General features: G+C 65.6%; 19 protein-coding genes. 10 read left to right on the top strand and 9 right to left on the bottom strand.

Translation table 11 applies throughout. From position 1 onward, the window contains the following. The first annotated feature begins 81 nt into the window (after nt 1-81). The 5 genes from tusD to AAG092_RS00280 are packed head-to-tail and all read left to right on the top strand — an operon-like array spanning nt 82 to nt 2,435. Nucleotides 82-474: a sulfurtransferase complex subunit TusD gene (tusD, locus tag AAG092_RS00300; protein WP_373388037.1), complete on the top strand. Its 393-nt coding sequence runs from the start codon at nt 82-84 to the stop codon at nt 472-474. Beyond that, a complete protein-coding gene (tusC, locus tag AAG092_RS00295; RefSeq protein WP_373388036.1) occupies nt 474-833 on the top strand; it encodes a sulfurtransferase complex subunit TusC in 360 nt (119 codons plus the stop codon). Before tusD ends, tusC begins: the two co-directional genes overlap by 1 nt. After that, complete coding sequence (gene tusB / locus AAG092_RS00290) at nt 833-1,132, top strand: sulfurtransferase complex subunit TusB (protein ID WP_373388035.1); 300 nt, start codon at nt 833-835, stop codon at nt 1,130-1,132. The genes tusC and tusB overlap by 1 nt, the downstream gene beginning before the upstream one ends. Continuing rightward, complete coding sequence (locus AAG092_RS00285) at nt 1,129-1,464, top strand: TusE/DsrC/DsvC family sulfur relay protein (protein ID WP_373388034.1); 336 nt, start codon at nt 1,129-1,131, stop codon at nt 1,462-1,464. Before tusB ends, AAG092_RS00285 begins: the two co-directional genes overlap by 4 nt. Continuing rightward, nucleotides 1,461-2,435 (top strand): glycosyl transferase family protein, encoded by a 975-nt coding sequence (locus tag AAG092_RS00280; protein ID WP_373388033.1) that lies wholly within the window; start codon nt 1,461-1,463, stop codon nt 2,433-2,435. The genes AAG092_RS00285 and AAG092_RS00280 overlap by 4 nt, the downstream gene beginning before the upstream one ends. 3 nt (nt 2,436-2,438) lie before the next feature. Here AAG092_RS00280 and cysG read toward each other — a convergent pair whose 3' ends face one another. The 6 genes from cysG to ftsK all read right to left on the bottom strand — a co-directional run bounded on the left by cysG (nt 2,439) and on the right by ftsK (nt 10,116). Beyond that, on the bottom strand, nt 2,439-3,815 hold the full coding sequence (gene cysG, locus AAG092_RS00275) for a siroheme synthase CysG (RefSeq protein WP_373388032.1): 1,377 nt from the start codon (nt 3,813-3,815) through the stop codon (nt 2,439-2,441). Between the two features lie 71 nt (nt 3,816-3,886). Further along, the gene (serS, locus tag AAG092_RS00270) at nt 3,887-5,167 is read right to left on the bottom strand and encodes a serine--tRNA ligase (RefSeq protein ID WP_110683612.1); all 1,281 of its coding nucleotides are present in this window, start codon (nt 5,165-5,167) and stop codon (nt 3,887-3,889) included. Nucleotides 5,168-5,318: 151 nt separating this feature from the next. Continuing rightward, a complete protein-coding gene (crcB, locus tag AAG092_RS00265; RefSeq protein ID WP_110683611.1) occupies nt 5,319-5,690 on the bottom strand; it encodes a fluoride efflux transporter CrcB in 372 nt (123 codons plus the stop codon). Beyond that, nucleotides 5,687-7,009 (bottom strand): replication-associated recombination protein A, encoded by a 1,323-nt coding sequence (locus tag AAG092_RS00260; RefSeq protein ID WP_373388031.1) that lies wholly within the window; start codon nt 7,007-7,009, stop codon nt 5,687-5,689. Before AAG092_RS00260 ends, crcB begins: the two co-directional genes overlap by 4 nt. Nucleotides 7,010-7,026: 17 nt before the next feature. After that, a complete protein-coding gene (gene lolA / locus AAG092_RS00255) occupies nt 7,027-7,653 on the bottom strand; it encodes an outer membrane lipoprotein chaperone LolA (RefSeq protein ID WP_110683609.1) in 627 nt (208 codons plus the stop codon). Nucleotides 7,654-7,668: 15 nt separating this feature from the next. Further along, on the bottom strand, nt 7,669-10,116 hold the full coding sequence (gene ftsK / locus AAG092_RS00250) for a DNA translocase FtsK (RefSeq protein ID WP_181418808.1): 2,448 nt from the start codon (nt 10,114-10,116) through the stop codon (nt 7,669-7,671). Between the two features lie 169 nt (nt 10,117-10,285). Between ftsK and trxB the strand changes: the two genes are divergently transcribed. From trxB to infA, 4 genes are all read left to right on the top strand, one after another. After that, on the top strand, nt 10,286-11,233 hold the full coding sequence (gene trxB, locus AAG092_RS00245; RefSeq protein ID WP_373388030.1) for a thioredoxin-disulfide reductase: 948 nt from the start codon (nt 10,286-10,288) through the stop codon (nt 11,231-11,233). A gap of 40 nt (nt 11,234-11,273) precedes the next feature. Then, nucleotides 11,274-11,954: a leucyl/phenylalanyl-tRNA--protein transferase gene (gene aat / locus AAG092_RS00240; RefSeq protein WP_373388029.1), complete on the top strand. Its 681-nt coding sequence runs from the start codon at nt 11,274-11,276 to the stop codon at nt 11,952-11,954. Between the two features lie 67 nt (nt 11,955-12,021). Further along, entirely contained in the window at nt 12,022-12,729 is a 708-nt protein-coding gene (locus AAG092_RS00235; RefSeq protein ID WP_373388028.1) for an arginyltransferase, read from the top strand. Between the two features lie 122 nt (nt 12,730-12,851). Continuing rightward, nucleotides 12,852-13,070, top strand: a complete 219-nt coding sequence (gene infA / locus AAG092_RS00230) for a translation initiation factor IF-1 (RefSeq protein ID WP_002553999.1) — start codon at nt 12,852-12,854, stop codon at nt 13,068-13,070. 67 nt (nt 13,071-13,137) lie between these two features. Here infA and clpA read toward each other — a convergent pair whose 3' ends face one another. After that, nucleotides 13,138-15,408 (bottom strand): ATP-dependent Clp protease ATP-binding subunit ClpA, encoded by a 2,271-nt coding sequence (gene clpA, locus AAG092_RS00225; protein ID WP_110683604.1) that lies wholly within the window; start codon nt 15,406-15,408, stop codon nt 13,138-13,140. Nucleotides 15,409-15,438: 30 nt separating this feature from the next. Beyond that, entirely contained in the window at nt 15,439-15,801 is a 363-nt protein-coding gene (gene clpS, locus AAG092_RS00220) for an ATP-dependent Clp protease adapter ClpS (RefSeq protein WP_110683603.1), read from the bottom strand. Between the two features lie 230 nt (nt 15,802-16,031). On the opposite strand from clpS, the gene cspD reads away from it, so the two are divergent. Then, nucleotides 16,032-16,295 carry a cold shock domain-containing protein CspD gene (gene cspD, locus AAG092_RS00215; protein WP_110683602.1) on the top strand — a complete coding sequence of 88 codons (264 nt, stop codon included), beginning with the start codon at nt 16,032-16,034 and terminating at the stop codon, nt 16,293-16,295. Between the two features lie 60 nt (nt 16,296-16,355). Here cspD and icd read toward each other — a convergent pair whose 3' ends face one another. Further along, nucleotides 16,356-17,612, bottom strand: coding sequence for an NADP-dependent isocitrate dehydrogenase (gene icd / locus AAG092_RS00210; RefSeq protein WP_110683601.1), 1,257 nt, complete (start codon nt 17,610-17,612; stop codon nt 16,356-16,358). Between the last annotated feature and the right edge of the window lie 235 nt (nt 17,613-17,847).

The raw sequence follows: 17,847 nt of genomic DNA, 5'->3' as shown, positions 1-17,847 counted from the left end.
GCCCTGAACGAGCCCGCTTCGGCGGGCTTTTTCATGCCCCGGCGTTTATCATGGCGCCATCGCAACAGCCGCAGATCCACCATGAAGTTCGCCATCGCCCTGTTCGCCCCCGGCCATGCGCCCTCCTCGCGCCGTGCCCTGCGCTTCGCCCAGGCGGCGCTGGCGGGCGGCCACGAGATCGTTCGCCTGTTCTTCTATCAGGATGGTGTGCACAGCGCTTCCAGCAATGTGGTGAGTCCGCAGGACGAACTCGACCTGCCAAGCGAATGGCGCGAATTCGTGCAGCAGCATCAGCTGGACGCCGTGGTCTGTATCGCCGCCGCCCTACGCCGCGGCGTTCTCAATGCCGAAGAGGCGCAGCGCTATGGCAAGCCGGCCGCCAACCTCCCTGCCCCCTGGGAGCTGTCCGGCCTCGGCCAACTGCACGAGGCGGCGCAAACCGCAGACCGTCTGCTCTGTTTCGGAGGTCAGTGATGGGCAAGTCGATGCTGATCATCAGCCGCCAGGCGCCCTGGGCTGGCCCCGCCGCCCGCGAGGCGCTGGACATCGCCCTGGCCGGTGGCGCCTTCGATCTGCCGCTGGCCATGCTGTTTCTCGACGACGGCGTATTCCAGCTGCTCGCCGGCCAGCAACCCGGCGCGCTGCAGCAGAAGGACCTGACCGCCAACCTGCAGGCCCTGCCGCTGTTCGGCGTGGAGGAGCTATATGTCTCCGGCCGCAGCCTGAGCGAACGCGGCCTGGGTGAAGCGCAGCTGGCACTGCCGGCACAGGCGCTGGACGATGCCGCCCTGACCTTGCTGCTCGACCGTTTCGACCATGTGGTGACGATCTGATGGCGACCCTGCACCTGCTCTCCCACTCCCCCTTCAGCGACAGCCGCCTAGGCAGCTGCCTGCGCCTGCTCGGTGCCGACGACGGCCTATTGCTGACCGGCGATGCGGTCTACGCCCTGCAGCCCGGTACCGCCCAGCTGCAGGCGCTGGAGCTGATGCCCGCCAGCATCGCCCTGTACGCCCTGGAAGAGGACCTGCAGGCCCGCGCCCTGAGCGCGCCAGCCCGCGCCCAGGCCATCGACTACCCGGCCTTCGTCGAGCTCTGTGGCCGCTACGCCAAGGTCAACAGCTGGCTATGACGGCACTGCGCATCGACGGGCGCGAAATCGCCCTGGACAAGGACGGCTACCTGGTGGAGCTGGCCGACTGGTCGCCCGCCACCGCCGAAGCCCTGGCTCAGCGGGAGGAGCTGGAACTGACCGCCGAGCACTGGGAAATCCTCGAACTGCTGCGTGGCTTCTATGCCGAGTTCCAGCTGTCGCCGGCCACCCGCCCGCTGATCAAGTACGTCGCCCTCAAGCTGGGCCCGGACAAGGGCAACAGCCTGCACCTCAACCGCCTGTTCAAGGGCACTCCCGCAAAACTCGCCGCCAAGCTGGCCGGCCTGCCGAAGCCCACGAACTGCCTATGAACCTCGTCACCCCACCGGAACACCCCTTCGCCCAGTTCGTGCGCATCCTCGGCAAGGGCAAGCGCGGCGCGCGCAGCATGACCCGCGAGGAAGCCCGCGAAGCCATGGGCATGCTGCTCGACGGCAAGGTCGAGGACACCCAGCTGGGCGCCTTCCTCATGCTGCTGCGGCACAAGGAGGAAAGCGCCGAGGAGCTGGCCGGTTTCACCGAAGCGCTCCGTGCGCGCCTGCAGGCGCCGCCGATCCGCGTGGATATCGACTGGCCCACCTATGCCGGCAAGAAGCGCCACCTGCCCTGGTACCTGCTGGCGATCAAGGCCCTGGCGGCCAGTGGCGTGCGCATTCTGATCCACGGCGGCGGCGCCCATACTGCCGGCCGCCTGTACAGCGAGCAGCTGCTGCAGACGCTGGAGATTCCTCTGTGTGGCGACTGGAGCGAGGCCGGTGAGGCGCTGGATGAGCACAGCCTGGCCTTTATCCCGCTGGGCGCCTGGGCGCCGCAGCTGCAGCGGATGATCAACCTGCGCAATACCCTCGGCCTGCGTTCGCCGATCCACTCGCTGGCGCGCCTCCTCAATCCGCTGGGTGCGCGGGTCGGCCTGCAGAGCATCTTCCATCCCGGCTACCAGGCGGTGCACCGCGAGGCCAGCCAGTTGCTCGGCGATCACGCCATCGTGATCAAGGGCGAAGGCGGCGAGATCGAGGTCAACCCGGACGGTATCTGCCACCTGTACGGCACCGAGAACGGCGCGAACTGGGACGAGGAATGGCCGGCGCTGTCGGCGCAGCGCCACGTCAAGCCGGACAGCCTGGACCCGCAGCACCTGCTCGCCTTCTGGCGCGGCGAGGCGGAGGACAGCTACGGCCGCCTGGCCGTGCTCAGCACCCTGGCCCTGGCCCTGCGCGGCCTGGGCGAGCCACGCGAAGCGGCGTTCACCCGCGCCGAAGCGATCTGGCAGGCGCGCCGCTAGCTCTCAGCCCTTGTCGAACCAGGCCAGCTTCTCGCGCAGGGTCACCACCTCGCCGACGATCACCAGCGTGGGCGCGTGCACCTCATGCTCGGCCACCAGCTGCGGCAGGTTGGCCAGGGTGCCGGTGAACACTCGCTGATTCTGCGTGGTGCCCTGCTGCACCAGCGCCGCCGGGGTGTCGGCAGCCCGCCCGTGGTCGATCAGGGCCTGGCAGATCTGCGGCAGGCCAACTAGGCCCATGTAGAACACCAGGGTCTGCCCCGGTGCCACCAGGTCGGTCCAGGGCAGGTCGGTGCTGCCATCCTTGAGGTGGCCGGTGACGAAACGCACCGACTGGGCATGGTCACGGTGAGTCAGCGGGATGCCGGCGTAAGCGGCGCAGCCAGAGGCGGCGGTGATGCCCGGCACCACCTGGAACGGGATGCCCTCGGCGGCCAGTTGCTCGATCTCCTCGCCACCACGACCGAAGATAAAGGGGTCGCCGCCCTTCAGGCGCAGCACGCGCTTGCCCTGCTTGGCCAGGTCGACCAGCAGCTGATTGATCTCCTCCTGCGGCACCGCATGCTCGGCGCGGCGTTTGCCGACGTAGATGCGCTCGGCATCGCGGCGGCACAGCTCGATGATCGGCGGCGCCACCAGGCGGTCGTAGAGCACCACGTCGGCCTGCTGCATCAGGCGCAGGGCACGGAAGGTCAGCAGGTCGGGATCACCCGGGCCGGCGCCGACCAGGTACACCTCGCCCAGCGCACGCGGCGCGGCACCGGCGATCTTGGCCTCGAGCAGGCGTTCGCCCTCGCCCAGCTTGCCGGCGAACACGCTCTCGGCGATCTGCCCCTGGAACACGTCTTCCCAGAACACCCGGCGTTGCTGCACGTCGGGGAACAGCTGCTTGACCCGCTCGCGGAATTTCTTCGCCAGGCTGGCCAGCTGGCCATAGGTGGACGGGATCCAGGTCTCGATCTTGGCGCGGATCAGTCGCGCCAGCACCGGCGCGTCGCCGCCGCTGGTGACGGCGACTATCAGCGGCGAGCGGTCGACGATGGCCGGGAAGATCACGCTGCACAGTGCCGGCGCGTCCACCACGTTGACCGGAATGCCCAGCGCCTGCGCCTCGGCCGAGATGCGCGCGTTGAGCGGCTCGTCATCGGTGGCGGCGATCACCAGCGCCACGCCCTGCAGGTCGGCGCTGTCATAGCCGCGCAGATGCACACGGCCTTCGCCGGCCAGCGCGGTGAGTTCGCCACGCACCTCCGGCGCCACCACGCGCAACTGGCCGCCGGCGTCGCTCAGCAGGCGCGCCTTGCGCAGCGCGACCTCGCCGCCGCCGACGACCAGCACGACACGCCCCTGGAGTTTGTGGAACAGCGGAAGGAAATCCATGACTCAGCCTCTCCCGAGGTAAAAAAACGGGGTGGCCATCGCCACCCCGCCATTGTGCATGTGCGATCGGCTTAGCCGATCACCTCGATGCCGCCCATGTAGGGCTTGAGCACCTCCGGCACGCGGATGCTGCCGTCGGCCTGCTGGTAGTTTTCCAGCACCGCCACCAGGGTACGGCCCACCGCCAGGCCGGAGCCGTTGAGGGTGTGCACCAGCTCCGGCTTGCCGGTTTCCGGGTTGCGGTAGCGCGCCTGCATGCGACGGGCCTGGAAGTCACCGCAGTTGGAGCAGGAGGAAATCTCGCGGTACTTGTCCTGGCTCGGCACCCAGACTTCCAGGTCGTAGGTCTTCACCGCGGAGAAGCCCATGTCGCCGGTGCACAGGGCCAGCTTGCGGTATGGCAGCTCGAGCAGCTGCAGCACGCGCTCGGCGTTGGCGGTCATGCCTTCCAGCGCCTCGAAGGACTTGCTCGGCTCGACGATCTGCACCATCTCGACCTTGTCGAACTGGTGCTGGCGGATCATGCCACGGGTGTCACGCCCGGAGGCGCCCGCCTCGCTGCGGAAGCACGGGGTATGGGCGACGAACTTCAGCGGCAGCTGCTTGGCGTCGAGGATTTCGCCGGAGACGATGTTGGTCAGAGACACCTCGGCGGTCGGGATCAGGTAGAAGTCCGCCTCGCCCTCGCGGCTGATCTTGAAGAGGTCTTCCTCGAACTTCGGCAGCTGGCCGGTGCCCTGCAGCGCCGGGGCCTGCACCAGGTAGGGCGTGTAGGCTTCTTCATAGCCGTGCTCGCCGGTGTGCAGGTTGATCATGAACTGAGCCAGAGCGCGGTGCAGGCGGGCGATGGGGCCGCGCAGCAGGGCGAAACGGGCGCCGGAAAGCTTGGCGGCGGTCTCGAAGTCCAGCCAGCCGTGCTGCTCGCCCAGGGCGACGTGATCCTTGATCGCGAAGTCGAAGCTGCGCGGAGTCCCCCAGCGCGCCACCTCGACGTTACCGTCTTCATCCTCACCCACCGGCACCGACTCGTGCGGCAGGTTGGGGATATTCAGCAGCAGGTTGTCCAACTCGGTCTGGATGGCGTCCAGCTCGCGCTTGCCGGCATCCAGGTCGCTGCCCATCTGGTCGACTTCTGCCAGCAGCGGAGCGATGTCCTCGCCACGCGCCTTGGCCTGGCCGATGGCCTTGGAGCGACTGTTGCGCTCGGCCTGCAGCTGTTCGGTGCGCATCTGCACCGCCTTGCGCTGGGCTTCGAGGGCTTCGAAGCGCGCGACGTCCAGCTGGAAGCCACGAGTGGCGAGGCGCGCCGCGACTTCTTCGAGCTGGCTGCGAACGAGTTTGGAATCGAGCATGGTGTAGGTCCCAACAAGCAGATGAACGCCGACGCTGAGTCGGTCTTGAATGTGGCGAAGTTTACGGACTTCGGCGCGCCAAGCCGAGCCCTTTTGCCCGTAACCGTCTCAGTAGCTCACAAGCCTGGGCCGACGAAGCGCAGGCGCTAGTTCAGCGCACCAGCAGCATCCCACCCCAGGCCGCCAGCAAACCACCGAGCAGGCTGCTCAGCAGATAGGCGATGGCCACGCCCGGCTGGCCGTTCTCGAACAGCCGCAGCACCTCCAGGCTGAAGCTGGAAAAGGTCGTCAATCCGCCGAGCACGCCCGTGATCAGTCCAGTGCGCAGTGCCAAGGGCAGATCGGTCCGGGCCAGGAACAGCGCCGAGAGAAGACCAATCAGAAAGCAGCCGACCAGGTTCACCGCCAGGGTCGCCAGGTAGTAATGCCGCGGCCAGTGCGCGACCACCCAGGCACTGGTGAGGAAACGCAGTACGGAGCCGGCGGCACCGCCGGCGGCCACGGCCAGTACGACCTGCATCATGGGCGGCGTCTCCGCGGGCTCTGCCGGTCCAGCTGGGCCAGGCGCTCGAGCTTTTCGCGAATCTTCAGCTCCAGCCCGCGCGGCACCGGCTCGTAGTAGCGACGCGGCTGCAGTTCCTCGGGGAAATAGTCCTCACCGGCGGCGTAGGCATCCGGCTCGTCGTGGGCGTAGCGGTACTCCTCGCCGTAGCCCAGCTCCCTCATCAACCTGGTCGGCGCGTTGCGCAGGTGCAGCGGCACTTCCAGCGAGCCGTGCTCGGCGGCATCGCGCATGGCCGCCTTGAAGCCCATGTACACCGCGTTGCTCTTCGGCGCGCAGGCCAGGTAGACAATGGCCTGGGCCACCGCTAGCTCACCCTCGGGACTGCCGAGGCGCTCCTGCACGTCCCAGGCATTGAGGCACAGGGTCAGGGCACGCGGGTCGGCGTTGCCGATGTCCTCGCTGGCCATGCGCACCACGCGCCGGGCCAAGTACAGCGGGTCGCAGCCACCGTCGAGCATGCGCGCATACCAGTACAGGGCGGCGTCCGGATTGGAGCCGCGCACCGATTTGTGCAGCGCAGAAATCTGGTCGTAGAAGGCCTCGCCACCCTTGTCGAAACGCCGGCGGCTGTCGCCCAGCAGGTTGTGCAGCAGCTCCGGACCCATCTCGCCGCCGTCCTCGGCCAGGTCGGCGGCGTTTTCCAGCAGGTTGAGCAGGCGCCGGCCATCGCCGTCGGCGGCAGCCAGGAGGATCTGGAAGCTCTCCTCGGGCAGCGCCAGATTGCGCTTGCCCAGGCCCTTGTCCTCGCCCAGCGCGCGCGCCACCAGCTTGCGCATGGCCGCCTCGTCCAGGCTCTTCAGCACATACACGCGAGCGCGCGAGAGCAGCGCATTGTTCAGCTCGAAGGACGGATTCTCGGTGGTGGCGCCGATGAAGATCAGCGTGCCGTCTTCGACATAAGGCAGGAAGGCATCCTGCTGGCTCTTGTTGAAGCGGTGCACCTCGTCGACGAAGAGGATGGTGCGCCGGCCGTACTGGGCGGCCTGCTGCTTGGCCACCTCGACTGCCTGGCGGATTTCCTTGACCCCGGACAGCACGGCGGAAATCGTCTCGAAGTGCGCGTCGGACACCTGCGCCAGCAGCCTGGCCAGAGTGGTCTTGCCAACCCCGGGCGGCCCCCAGAAGATCATCGAGTGCAGGGCGCCCTGCTCCAGCGCCTCGCGCAGCGGCTTGCCCTGCCCCAGCACGTGCTCCTGTCCGACATACTCGTCCAGGCTGGTGGCGCGCAGGCGCGCGGCCAGGGGCTGGGCGACGGGGGTGGAGCGGAACAGGTCCACGGCGGTGAGCGGCCTCGTTATTCCTGGATGACGTCGGCGCCCTCGGGCACCTGGAAGTCGAATAGACCGGCATCCAGTTTCTCGTTCATCTTCACGCCAAGGAACAGGATGTTGGTGCGCTGGCCGATGCTGTCGATCAGCTGCATGTCGTTGATCATGCCCTTGCGGAAGGACAGGCGCAGGTTGTCGAACAGGCTGTCCTTGGCCTTGGGCTTGAGGATGAAATCGACCACGTCGCCACCTTCCTTGAAGGTGATGTCGAAGTTCTCGCGGATCTTCGACACATCGCCGGACAGCAGCAGCGCCGGGGTGTGGGTCAGGCGCTGGTCGAGGGTCTGCACGGTGACCTGCATCAGGTCCGGATCGTACAGCCAGACTTTCTGCCCGTTGGACACCAGCAGCTGCTCCTGCGGTGCGTCGGTGTGCCAGCGGAACAGGCCTGGGCGCTGCAGCGCCAGCTGGCCGGAAGTCTCCTGCAACTGGGTACCGGAACCGTCCAGGGTCAGCTGGGAGAAGCGCCCACTCAGGGTCTGGGCCTGATCGAGCAGACCGGTCAGGCGCTTGACCGCGGCCTCGTCGTCGGCATGGGCAAATACGGGGCTGCAGGCCAGTGCGGCCAGCAGCAGCATGCGGATCAGGCGCATGGAAATCCTCTCAATTCAGTCGCGGGACGGCCCCGGCGCTATGACTTCGCGCGAGCCGTTGGTGTTCATCGGGGTCACCACGCCGGCCATTTCCATGGCCTCGATCATGCGCGCGGCGCGGTTGTAGCCAATCTTCAGCTTGCGCTGCACGGCGGAGATGGAGGCGCGACGGCTCTCCAGGACGAAGGCGACGGCCTCGTCATACAGCGGGTCTTCCTCGCTGCCCTCGCCGCCTTCGCCACCGCCGCCGCCCTCGAAGCCGCTGCCGGCCTCTTCGACGCCGGCCAGGATGTCCTCGATGTAGTCCGGCGCGCCGCGCTGCTTCCAGGCCTCGACCACGCGATGCACCTCGTCGTCGGAAACGAAGGCGCCATGCACGCGGATCGGCAGGCCGGTGCCGGGCGGCAGGTAGAGCATGTCACCGTGGCCCAGCAGCTGCTCGGCGCCCCCCTGGTCGAGGATGGTGCGCGAATCGATCTTGCTGGAGACCTGGAACGCCATGCGGGTCGGGATGTTGGCCTTGATCAGGCCGGTGATCACGTCCACCGACGGGCGCTGGGTGGCGAGGATCAGGTGGATGCCGGCGGCACGCGCCTTCTGCGCGATACGGGCGATCAGCTCTTCGACCTTCTTGCCGACGATCATCATCATGTCGGCGAATTCATCGACGATCACCACGATGGTCGGCAGGGTCTTCAGGTACGGCGGCTCGTCGTCCATCGACTCGCGCTTGTACAGTGGGTCGTGCAGCGGCGTACCGGCCTCCTCGGCATCCTTCACCTTGCGGTTGAAGCCGGCCAGGTTGCGCACGCCCATGGCCGCCATCAGCTTGTAGCGGCGCTCCATCTCGGCCACCGACCAGCGCAGGGCGTTGGCGGCTTCCTTCATGTCGGTCACCACCGGGCACAGCAGGTGCGGGATGCCTTCGTAGATGGACAGTTCGAGCATCTTCGGGTCGATCATGATCATCCGAGCCTCTTCCGGCGTGGACTTGAACAGGATCGACAGGATCATGGCGTTGACCCCCACCGACTTACCGGAACCAGTGGTACCGGCCACCAACAGGTGCGGCATCTTGGCCAGGTCGGTGATGATCGGCTTGCCGCCGATGTCGTGGCCCAGGGCCAGGGTCACCGGCGACTTGGCATCGTCGTACTCGCTGGACGACAGCACCTCGGAGAAGCGCACGATCTGCCGGTCCTCGTTGGGAATCTCGATGCCGACGGTGGTCTTGCCCGGGATGACCTCCACCACCCGCACGCTGATCACCGCCAGCGAACGCGCCAGATCCTTGGCCAGGTTGGAGATGCGGCTGACCTTGACGCCCACGCCCGGCTGGATCTCGAAACGGGTGATCACCGGCCCCGGATGCACGGACTCCACCACCACCTCGACGCCAAACTCCTTGAGCTTGATTTCCAGCAGGCGCGACATGGCTTCCAGCGACTCGGGCGAGAAGCTCTTCTGCTTCTTCTCGGCCACGTCGAGGATGGAAATCGGCGGCAGGGTGCCGGCCACGGCGGCATCCTCGAACAGCGGCACCTGCTTTTCCTTGAGCACGCGCTTGCTCGGCTCGGCGGCCTTGGGCGGCGGTGGCGGCGCGATCACCGGGGCGACGCGGGTCTCGCGCTCCACCATGTGCTTGCTCAGCGACTCCTCGCGGGCGATCAGGCGCTCCTTGACCTTGGCCTGCTCGCGACGGTCGCTCACCACGGGGGCGGCCACCTCGCTGACGCGCTCGTCGACTTCGCGCAACTGGGCCACCAGTTGCTTGCGCTGCAGGCGGGCCTCCCACCAGCGGGTGATCAGGCTGTTCACCAGCTCGATCAGGTCGAGGGTGATCTTGCCGGTCAAGTCCATCACTTTGAACCAGGACAGGTCGGTGAATACGGTCAGGCCGAACAGGAACAGAGCCAGGAACAGCAGGGTGCTGCCCTGCACGTTGAGCGCGTTGATCGCCAGCTGGCCCAGGCTCTCGCCCAGCGCACCACCGGCGGAGGCCGGCATGCCGGCCGCGGAATGGAAATGGATATAGGCCAGGCCGGCGCCGGCCAGGACCAGGAACACCAGGCCGATCAGGCGCCAGGAGAACAGCCAGCCACTCCACTGCCAGGGCTGGTGGCGGTTGCGGAACACCTGCCAGGTCTTCACCCCGAGCAACAGCGGAAACAGATAGGCGAAATAGCCCAGGGCCATGAACAGGATGTCGGCGAACCAGGCGCCGGCGCGACCGGCGGCGTTCTGCACCTGCTGGGTACTGCTGGTATGGCTCCAGCCCGGATCGTTCTGGTCGTAGGTCAGCAGGGCCATCCACAGGATCAGGCAGAGCGCGCCGAGCGCGATCAGGGCACCTTCCTTGAGGCGGTAATGCAATTGCTGACGCCAGGCCGGAACCTGGGCTGCTGTACTGGAATTCTTCAAAACGCTGCCGTTCCTGCGCCCTGGGCGCGCCCAACTATCGATAGGACAACTCAAAGAGGCGACTATTGTACAAATTTACAGGTATCACGCCAGGCCAAGGACCGTTTTGCCGGCCCGTCCCGCTTCGGTGTAGCATACCCGGCTATCCCTTGCGCGCCGCCCAATTGGAGCACGCATTCTCTTTTGTGACAAAGGCTTATGGGGTCTTTTTATGAGCGAAGTCAAGCATTCACGCCTGATCATCCTGGGCTCCGGCCCGGCCGGCTATACCGCCGCCGTCTATGCCGCCCGCGCCAACCTCAAGCCTGTCGTCATCACCGGCATCCAGCCCGGCGGCCAGCTGACCACCACCACCGAAGTCGACAACTGGCCGGGTGATGTCCACGGCCTGACCGGCCCTGCACTGATGCAGCGCATGCAGGAGCATGCCGAGCGCTTCGACACCGAGATCGTCTACGACCACATCCATACCGCCGAGTTGCAGAGCAAGCCCTTCACCCTCAAGGGCGACAGCGGCACCTACACCTGCGACGCCCTGATCATCGCAACCGGCGCCAGCGCCCAGTACCTCGGCCTGCCGTCCGAGGAAGCCTTCGCCGGCAAGGGCGTGTCCGCCTGCGCCACCTGCGACGGCTTCTTCTATCGCAACCAGGTGGTCTGCGTGGTCGGCGGCGGCAACACCGCCGTCGAGGAAGCCCTGTACCTGTCCAACATTGCCAAGGAAGTGCACCTCATCCACCGCCGCGACAAGCTGCGCTCGGAGAAGATCCTGCAGGACAAGCTGTTCGACAAGGCCGCCAACGGCAACGTACGCCTGCACTGGAACCACACCCTGGACGAAGTGCTGGGCGACAACACCGGGGTGACCGGCGTGCGCCTGAAGAGCACCGCCGACGGCAGCACCAAGGAGCTGCAGCTGGCCGGTGTGTTCATCGCCATCGGCCACAAGCCGAACACCGAGCTGTTCCAGGGCCAGCTGGAAATGCGCGACGGCTACCTGCTCATCCAGGGCGGCAGCGAAGGCAATGCCACCGCCACCAGCATCGAGGGCGTGTTCGCCGCTGGCGACGTCGCCGACCACGTCTACCGCCAGGCCATCACCTCGGCCGGTGCCGGCTGCATGGCCGCACTGGACGCCGAGAAGTACCTCGACGCCTGAGCCCCTGGCGGGCGCAACCGCGCCCGCCCTGCCCTCCTCCATGCTGACCTGGCTGCAGCGCGACTCGCTGGAATTCCCGCCCTTGGAGCGCGCCCTGCGCGAGCCCAATGGCCTGCTGGCGGCTGGCGGCGATCTGTCCGCCGAACGCCTGATCGCCGCCTACCGGCACGGCTGTTTCCCCTGGTTCAGCGAAGGCCAGCCGCTGCTCTGGTGGTCGCCGAACCCGCGCACCGTGCTGCTGCCCGAGGAGTTCCACCTGTCGCGCAGCCTGGCCAAGCTACTTCGCCAGCAGCGCTTCCAGGTGACCTTCGACCAGGACTTCGCCGCCGTCATCGATGGCTGCGCGGAGCCGCGCGACTATGCCGACGGCACCTGGATCACCGACTCGATGCGCGCCGCCTACCTGGAACTGCACCGTCGCGGCTTCGCCCATTCGGTGGAAGTCTGGGGCGGCGATCAACTGGTCGGCGGCCTCTACGGCCTGGCCATGGGCCGCCTGTTCTTCGGCGAATCCATGTTCAGCCGCACCGACAACGCCTCCAAGGTCGGCTTCGCCACCCTGGTGGGCAAGCTGCGCGAGTGGGGCTTCGCCCTGATCGACTGCCAGATGCCAACCCAGCATCTGCACAGCTTCGGCGCCCGCCCCATCGCCCGCCAGGAATTCGCGGCCTATCTGCAACGCTACCTGGACCAACCCAGCACCGCCGACTGGCGGCCGTGACTGCGGCATGTGGTAGGCGCCAGTAGGCTGGCATACACTTGCCCCAGGGGTTCCCCGAGGATCGACCATGACCGAGCTGGCTCGCCTCAAGTTCTATGCCACTCAGCCACATCCATGCAGCTATCTGCCCGAGGAACAGGCCACCACCCTGTTCCTCGATCCCAGCCAGCCCATGGATGTGCAGGTCTATGCCGAACTGTCGGAAATGGGCTTTCGCCGCAGCGGCGACCACCTCTACCGCCCACACTGCCAGCGCTGCACCGCCTGCGTGCCGGCACGCATCCCCGCCGACCAGTTCATTCCCACCCGCCAGCAGAAGCGCATTCTCAAGCGCAACGCCGACATCCTGGTCAGGGCCGTGCGTCCGGCGTTCAACGAGGAGTACTACGCCCTCTACGTGCGCTACATCGAACAGCGCCATGCCGACGGCGACATGTACCCACCGAGCCGCGACCAGTTCAGCACCTTCCTGGTCCGCGACCTGCCCTTCGCCCGCTTCTACGAGTTCCGCCTGGCCGGCCGTCTGGTTGCCGTGGCCGTTACCGACGTGCTGCCCAACGGCCTGTCGGCGGTCTACACCTTCTACGACCCGGCCGAGGAGCGTCGCAGCCTGGGGCGCTTCGCCATACTCTGGCAGATCGGCGAGACCGCGCGCCTGGGCCTGCAGGCCGTCTATCTCGGCTACTGGATCAAGAACTGCCGGAAGATGAGCTACAAGACCCAGTACCGCCCCATCGAGCTGTTCGTCAATCAGCGCTGGGTCGTCCTGACCTGAACGCAATACCCGCAGCCACCCAGCCACTTGGCGGCCCTCCCCCTTTTCGGGCACAATGCACGCCGCTTTTGCCTGGGCACCCATGCGCCAGGCCAATCTTTGGATACCGAGGGCTTTACTGCATGTCGAAAGAAGACAGCTTCGAAATGGAAGGTACTGTCGTCGACACCCTGCCCAACACCATGTTCCGTGTGGAGTTGGAAAACGGGCACGTCGTTACCGCGCACATCTCCGGCAAGATGCGCAAGAACTACATCCGCATTCTGACTGGCGACAAGGTCCGCGTCGAACTGACGCCCTACGACCTGAGCAAGGGCCGCATCACCTACCGCGCCCGCTGATCGCACGACGATCCCGAATGCAAAAACGCCCGGCACTGCCGGGCGTTTTCGTTTGCAGTGCCGACCGTCAGGCCGGCTCTGCCGTGGTTTCGAACTCGAAGTGCAGCTCGCCATCGACCAGGTCGATGTGCACCACCCCGCCATGCTCGGCCAGCTCGCCAAACAGGATCTCCTCGGCCAGCGGCCGCTTGATCTTGTCCTGGATCAGCCGTGCCATCGGCCGCGCGCCCATCGCCGCATCGTAACCATGCTCGGCCAGCCAGCCGCGCGCCGCATCCGTGACATCCAGCTGCACCCGCTTGTCCTCCAGCTGCGCCTGCAGCTCGGTGAGGAACTTGTCGACGATGCTCTTGATGGTCTCGTGGCTCAGGCGACCGAACTGGATGATGGTATCCAGGCGGTTGCGGAACTCCGGCGTGAAGCTCTTCTTGATCACTTCCATGGCGTCGGACGAGTGGTCCTGCTGGGTGAAGCCGATCGACGCGCGAGCCGCGGTCTCCGCCCCGGCGTTGGTGGTCATGATCAGGATCACGTTGCGGAAGTCGGCCTTGCGCCCGTTGTTGTCGGTCAGGGTGCCGTGGTCCATCACCTGCAGCAGCAGGTTGAACACTTCCGGGTGGGCCTTCTCGATCTCGTCCAGCAGCAGGACGCAGTGCGGCTGCTTGGTGATGGCCTCGGTCAGCAGGCCGCCCTGGTCGAAACCGACATAGCCGGGTGGCGCCCCGATCAGGCGCGACACGGTGTGGCGCTCCATGTACTCGGACATGTCGAAGCGCACCAGCTCGATACCCATGGCCTTGGCCAGCTGGCGGGCTGCCTCGGTCTTGCCGACACCGGTCGGGCCGGCGAAGAGGAAGGAACCGACCGGCTTGTCCGGCGCCTTGAGACCGGCACGCGACAGCTTGATGGCGGTGGACAGCGAGTCGATCGCCGCGTCCTGACCGAACACGGTAAGTTTGAGGTCGCGCTCCAGGTTGCGCAGCAGCTCCTTGTCCGAGCTGCTGACGTGCTTCGGCGGAATCCGCGCGATCTTCGCGACGATGTCCTCGACCTGGGCCACCTCGATGCGCTTGGCGCGCTTCTCCTCCGGCTGCAGGCGCTGGTAGGCGCCGGCCTCGTCGATCACGTCGATGGCCTTGTCCGGCATGTGGCGGTCGTTGATGTAGCGTGCCGCCAGCTCGGCCGCCGCACGCAGGGCCTCGTCGCTGTATTCGATGTGGTGGTGCTGCTCGAAGCGCGCCTTGAGCCCCTTGAGGATGCCCACGGTGTCCTCGACGGACGGCTCGGTGACGTCGACCTTCTGGAAGCGCCGCGCCAGGGCCCGGTCCTTCTCGAAGATGCCGCGGAACTCCTGAAAGGTGGTGGAGCCGATGCAGCGGATCTCGCCGGACGACAGCAGCGGCTTGAGCAGGTTGGAGGCGTCCATCACCCCGCCCGAGGCCGCACCGGCGCCGATGATGGTGTGGATCTCGTCGATGAACAGGATGGCGTGCGGGCGCTTGCGCAGCTCGTTGAGCAGCGCCTTGAAGCGCTTCTCGAAGTCGCCGCGGTACTTGGTGCCGGCCAGCAGCGCGCCGAGGTCGAGGGAATAGACCACGCTCTCGGACAACAGATCGGGCACCTGGCCGTCGACGATGCGCTTGGCCAGCCCCTCGGCAATGGCGGTCTTGCCGACGCCGGCCTCGCCCACCAGCAGCGGGTTGTTCTTGCGCCGCCGCGCGAGGATCTGCGCCACGCGCTCGACCTCGTGCTCGCGGCCGACCAGCGGATCGATGCGCCCCAGGCGCGACAGCTCGTTGAGGTTGCTGGCGTAGGCATCCAGCGGATTGCCGGAGGTCGAGGACTCGCCGCCCTCGTCGTCCTGCATCTCCTGCTCACTCTCGTGGTGATCGGTATGGCCCGGCACCTTGGAGATGCCATGGGCGATGTAGTTGACCACGTCGATGCGGGCCACGCTCTGCTGCTTGAGCAGGAACACGGCCTGGCTCTCCTGCTCGCTGAAGATGGCGACCAGCACGTTGGCACCGGTCACTTCGCGCTTGCCGGAGCTCTGCACATGGAACACGGCGCGCTGCAACACGCGCTGGAAACCCAGGGTCGGCTGGGTCTCGCGCTCTTCGTCGTGCTGAGGGATCAGCGGCGTGGTGGAGTCGATGAACTCCTGCAGGTCATGCCGGAGCTTGTCCAGATTGGCGCCGCAGGCGCGCAGTACGGTCGCTGCAGCCTCATTGTCCAGCAAGGCAAGCAGCAGGTGCTCGACCGTCATGAACTCATGGCGCTTGGCACGTGCCTCCTTGAAGGCCAGATTGAGGGTGACTTCCAGCTCTCGATTCAACATAGCTTCACCTCTTGCCCAAGCGGGACGGCGTCAACCGTCCTTCTCTATCTCACAGAGTAGCGGATGCTGGCTTTCCCGGGCGTACTGGTTGACCTGCATCGCCTTGGTCTCTGCGATATCGCGGGTGAACACCCCGCAGATTGCCTTGCCTTCCGTATGGACCGTCAGCATGACCTTGGTCGCCAACTCGCGGTTCATGCCGAAGAACAACTCCAGCACTTCGACCACGAAATCCATCGGGGTGTAATCGTCGTTGAACATCAGCACCTTATACATGGGCGGCGCCTGCAACGCCGGCTTCGCCTCCTGCACGGCCAGGCCGGTGGAATCGTCCTCGTGCTCGCCGGGGTGCTGCTGATTGAATGTTAGTCGAATCTGGCTGCGTGAATGCATGCTGAACTGATGGTGTCGCGACCGGTCGGAGAGTGGTGCTAGACGGACTTTGACGGGCTTCTCAGCCGTCCGACCTAGTGCCTTGACTAAAGGCGAAACAGTGTTACAAACAGTGAATACCCTACTCGGGTATCGGGGCTCCGCGGCTAGTGCCAAGATGGCCGAAGTCGGGCGTGGAGCTGAAGTGGATGATACTCCAGTGATGGAGTCCTTTGCAGAGGGATGTCAGCATGCTCAGCGGTAAGGTCAAGTGGTTCAACAACGCCAAGGGCTACGGATTCATCGTGGCCGATGGCCGAGATGAGGACCTGTTCGCCCATTACTCGGCTATCCAGATGGACGGCTACAAGACTCTCAAGGCCGGCCAAGCGGTCAAGTTCGATATTCTGCAAGGCCCCAAGGGCCTGCACGCGGTGAATATCAGCCCGATTCTGGCAACCAGTGACACCCCGGCGACCGCCAGCGCGCCGCAAAGCACTCCGGTAGAAGCCTGAAAAGAGCACCAATGAAAAAGGCCGGTCAGATGACCGGCCTTTTTGTTACCACTCGTCGCCTTACATGTGGGCGATGATGGCATCACCGAACTGCGAGCAGGACAACAGCTTGGCGCCTTCCATCAGACGCTCGAAGTCGTAGGTCACGGTCTTCGCGGCGATGGCACCGTTGGTGCCCTTGATGATCAGGTCGGCCGCTTCGGTCCAGCCCATGTGGCGCAGCATCATCTCGGCAGAGAGGATGACCGAGCCCGGGTTGACCTTGTCCAGGCCGGCGTACTTCGGCGCGGTACCGTGGGTGGCCTCGAACATGGCGACGGTGTCGGACAGGTTGGCGCCCGGGGCGATACCGATACCACCCACTTCGGCCGCCAGGGCGTCGGACAGGTAGTCACCGTTCAGGTTCAGGGTGGCGATCACGTCGTACTCGGCCGGGCGCAGCAGGATCTGCTGCAGCATGGCGTCGGCGATGGCGTCTTTCACCACGATGGTCTTGCCGGTGTTCGGGTTCTTGAACTGCATCCACGGGCCGCCATCCAGCAGCTCGGCGCCGAACTCGTCACGCGCCACCTCGTAGCCCCACTCCTTGAAGGCACCTTCGGTGAACTTCATGATGTTGCCCTTGTGGACGATGGTCACGGAGCTGCGATCGTTGTCCACGGCGTACTGCAGGGCCTTGCGCACCAGGCGCTTGGTACCTTCCAGGGAAACCGGCTTGATGCCGATGCCGCAGTTTTCGGTGAAGCGGATCTTCTTGACGCCCATTTCCTCGGTGAGGAACTTGATGACCTTCTCGGCCTCGGGGCTGCCGGCTTTCCACTCGACACCGGCGTAGATGTCTTCCGAGTTCTCGCGGAAGATGCACATGTCGACATCACCCGGCTTCTTCACCGGGCTCGGTACGCCTTCGAACCAACGTACCGGACGCTGGCAGACATAAAGATCCAGCTCCTGGCGCAGGGCCACGTTCAGCGAGCGGATGCCGCCACCGACCGGAGTGGTCAGCGGACCCTTGATGGACACGACGTAGTCGCGCACGGCTTCCAGGGTTTCTTTCGGCAGCCAGGTGTCCTGGTCATAGACCTGGGTGGCTTTCTCGCCGGCGTAGACTTCCATCCAGGCGATCTTGCGCTGGCCGGCATAGGCTTTTTCAACGGCAGCGTCGACGACCTTGATCATCACCGGGCTGATATCGACACCGATGCCATCACCCTCGATGAACGGGATGATCGGGTTGTTCGGTACATTCAAGGTCATGTCGGCGTTGACGGTGATCTTTTCGCCGTTCGCAGGCACCTGGATCTTCTGGTATCCCATGCTGGACTCCGTTTGTTTTCGTGGTCTGACAATCCACCGCACGGGTAATGCGGCGGACGATACTTCTGGGTCTCGGAAAGGTGCTGCATTCTTGTAGTTTTTCTACAGAAAGTCACGCACTTTTCGCCATTTACTGACAGCCCAGCGACAGCCTAGACTGCTTGAATACTGGGTTCGCGCCAAACATGTAGTCAAACTACATCAGCGCTACAAAAAGCCTTCTTGGGGCGACTTC

The sequence above is a fragment of the Pseudomonas alcaligenes genome (genome assembly GCF_041729615.1).
Taxonomy (GTDB): domain Bacteria; phylum Pseudomonadota; class Gammaproteobacteria; order Pseudomonadales; family Pseudomonadaceae; genus Aquipseudomonas; species Aquipseudomonas alcaligenes_B.
Note: the sequence above shows the minus strand (reverse complement) of the source record. Positions and strands in the feature narration are given on the sequence as shown.

Excerpts from the sequence above, each read along its gene's own strand:
- AAG092_RS00235 (WP_373388028.1), top strand. The coding sequence starts at position 12,022 with ATGACCGAGCTGGCTCGCCTCAAGTTCTATGCCACTCAGCCACATCCA.
- cysG (WP_373388032.1), bottom strand. The coding sequence starts at position 3,815 with ATGGATTTCCTTCCGCTGTTCCACAAACTCCAGGGGCGTGTCGTGCTG.
- clpA (WP_110683604.1), bottom strand. The coding sequence starts at position 15,408 with ATGTTGAATCGAGAGCTGGAAGTCACCCTCAATCTGGCCTTCAAGGAG.
- icd (WP_110683601.1), bottom strand. The coding sequence starts at position 17,612 with ATGGGATACCAGAAGATCCAGGTGCCTGCGAACGGCGAAAAGATCACC.
- aat (WP_373388029.1), top strand. The coding sequence starts at position 11,274 with ATGCTGACCTGGCTGCAGCGCGACTCGCTGGAATTCCCGCCCTTGGAG.
- trxB (WP_373388030.1), top strand. The coding sequence starts at position 10,286 with ATGAGCGAAGTCAAGCATTCACGCCTGATCATCCTGGGCTCCGGCCCG.
- cspD (WP_110683602.1), top strand. The coding sequence starts at position 16,032 with ATGCTCAGCGGTAAGGTCAAGTGGTTCAACAACGCCAAGGGCTACGGA.
- AAG092_RS00285 (WP_373388034.1), top strand. The coding sequence starts at position 1,129 with ATGACGGCACTGCGCATCGACGGGCGCGAAATCGCCCTGGACAAGGAC.
- tusC (WP_373388036.1), top strand. The coding sequence starts at position 474 with ATGGGCAAGTCGATGCTGATCATCAGCCGCCAGGCGCCCTGGGCTGGC.
- infA (WP_002553999.1), top strand. The coding sequence starts at position 12,852 with ATGTCGAAAGAAGACAGCTTCGAAATGGAAGGTACTGTCGTCGACACC.
- tusD (WP_373388037.1), top strand. The coding sequence starts at position 82 with ATGAAGTTCGCCATCGCCCTGTTCGCCCCCGGCCATGCGCCCTCCTCG.
- crcB (WP_110683611.1), bottom strand. The coding sequence starts at position 5,690 with ATGATGCAGGTCGTACTGGCCGTGGCCGCCGGCGGTGCCGCCGGCTCC.
- lolA (WP_110683609.1), bottom strand. The coding sequence starts at position 7,653 with ATGCGCCTGATCCGCATGCTGCTGCTGGCCGCACTGGCCTGCAGCCCC.
- clpS (WP_110683603.1), bottom strand. The coding sequence starts at position 15,801 with ATGCATTCACGCAGCCAGATTCGACTAACATTCAATCAGCAGCACCCC.
- serS (WP_110683612.1), bottom strand. The coding sequence starts at position 5,167 with ATGCTCGATTCCAAACTCGTTCGCAGCCAGCTCGAAGAAGTCGCGGCG.
- tusB (WP_373388035.1), top strand. The coding sequence starts at position 833 with ATGGCGACCCTGCACCTGCTCTCCCACTCCCCCTTCAGCGACAGCCGC.
- AAG092_RS00280 (WP_373388033.1), top strand. The coding sequence starts at position 1,461 with ATGAACCTCGTCACCCCACCGGAACACCCCTTCGCCCAGTTCGTGCGC.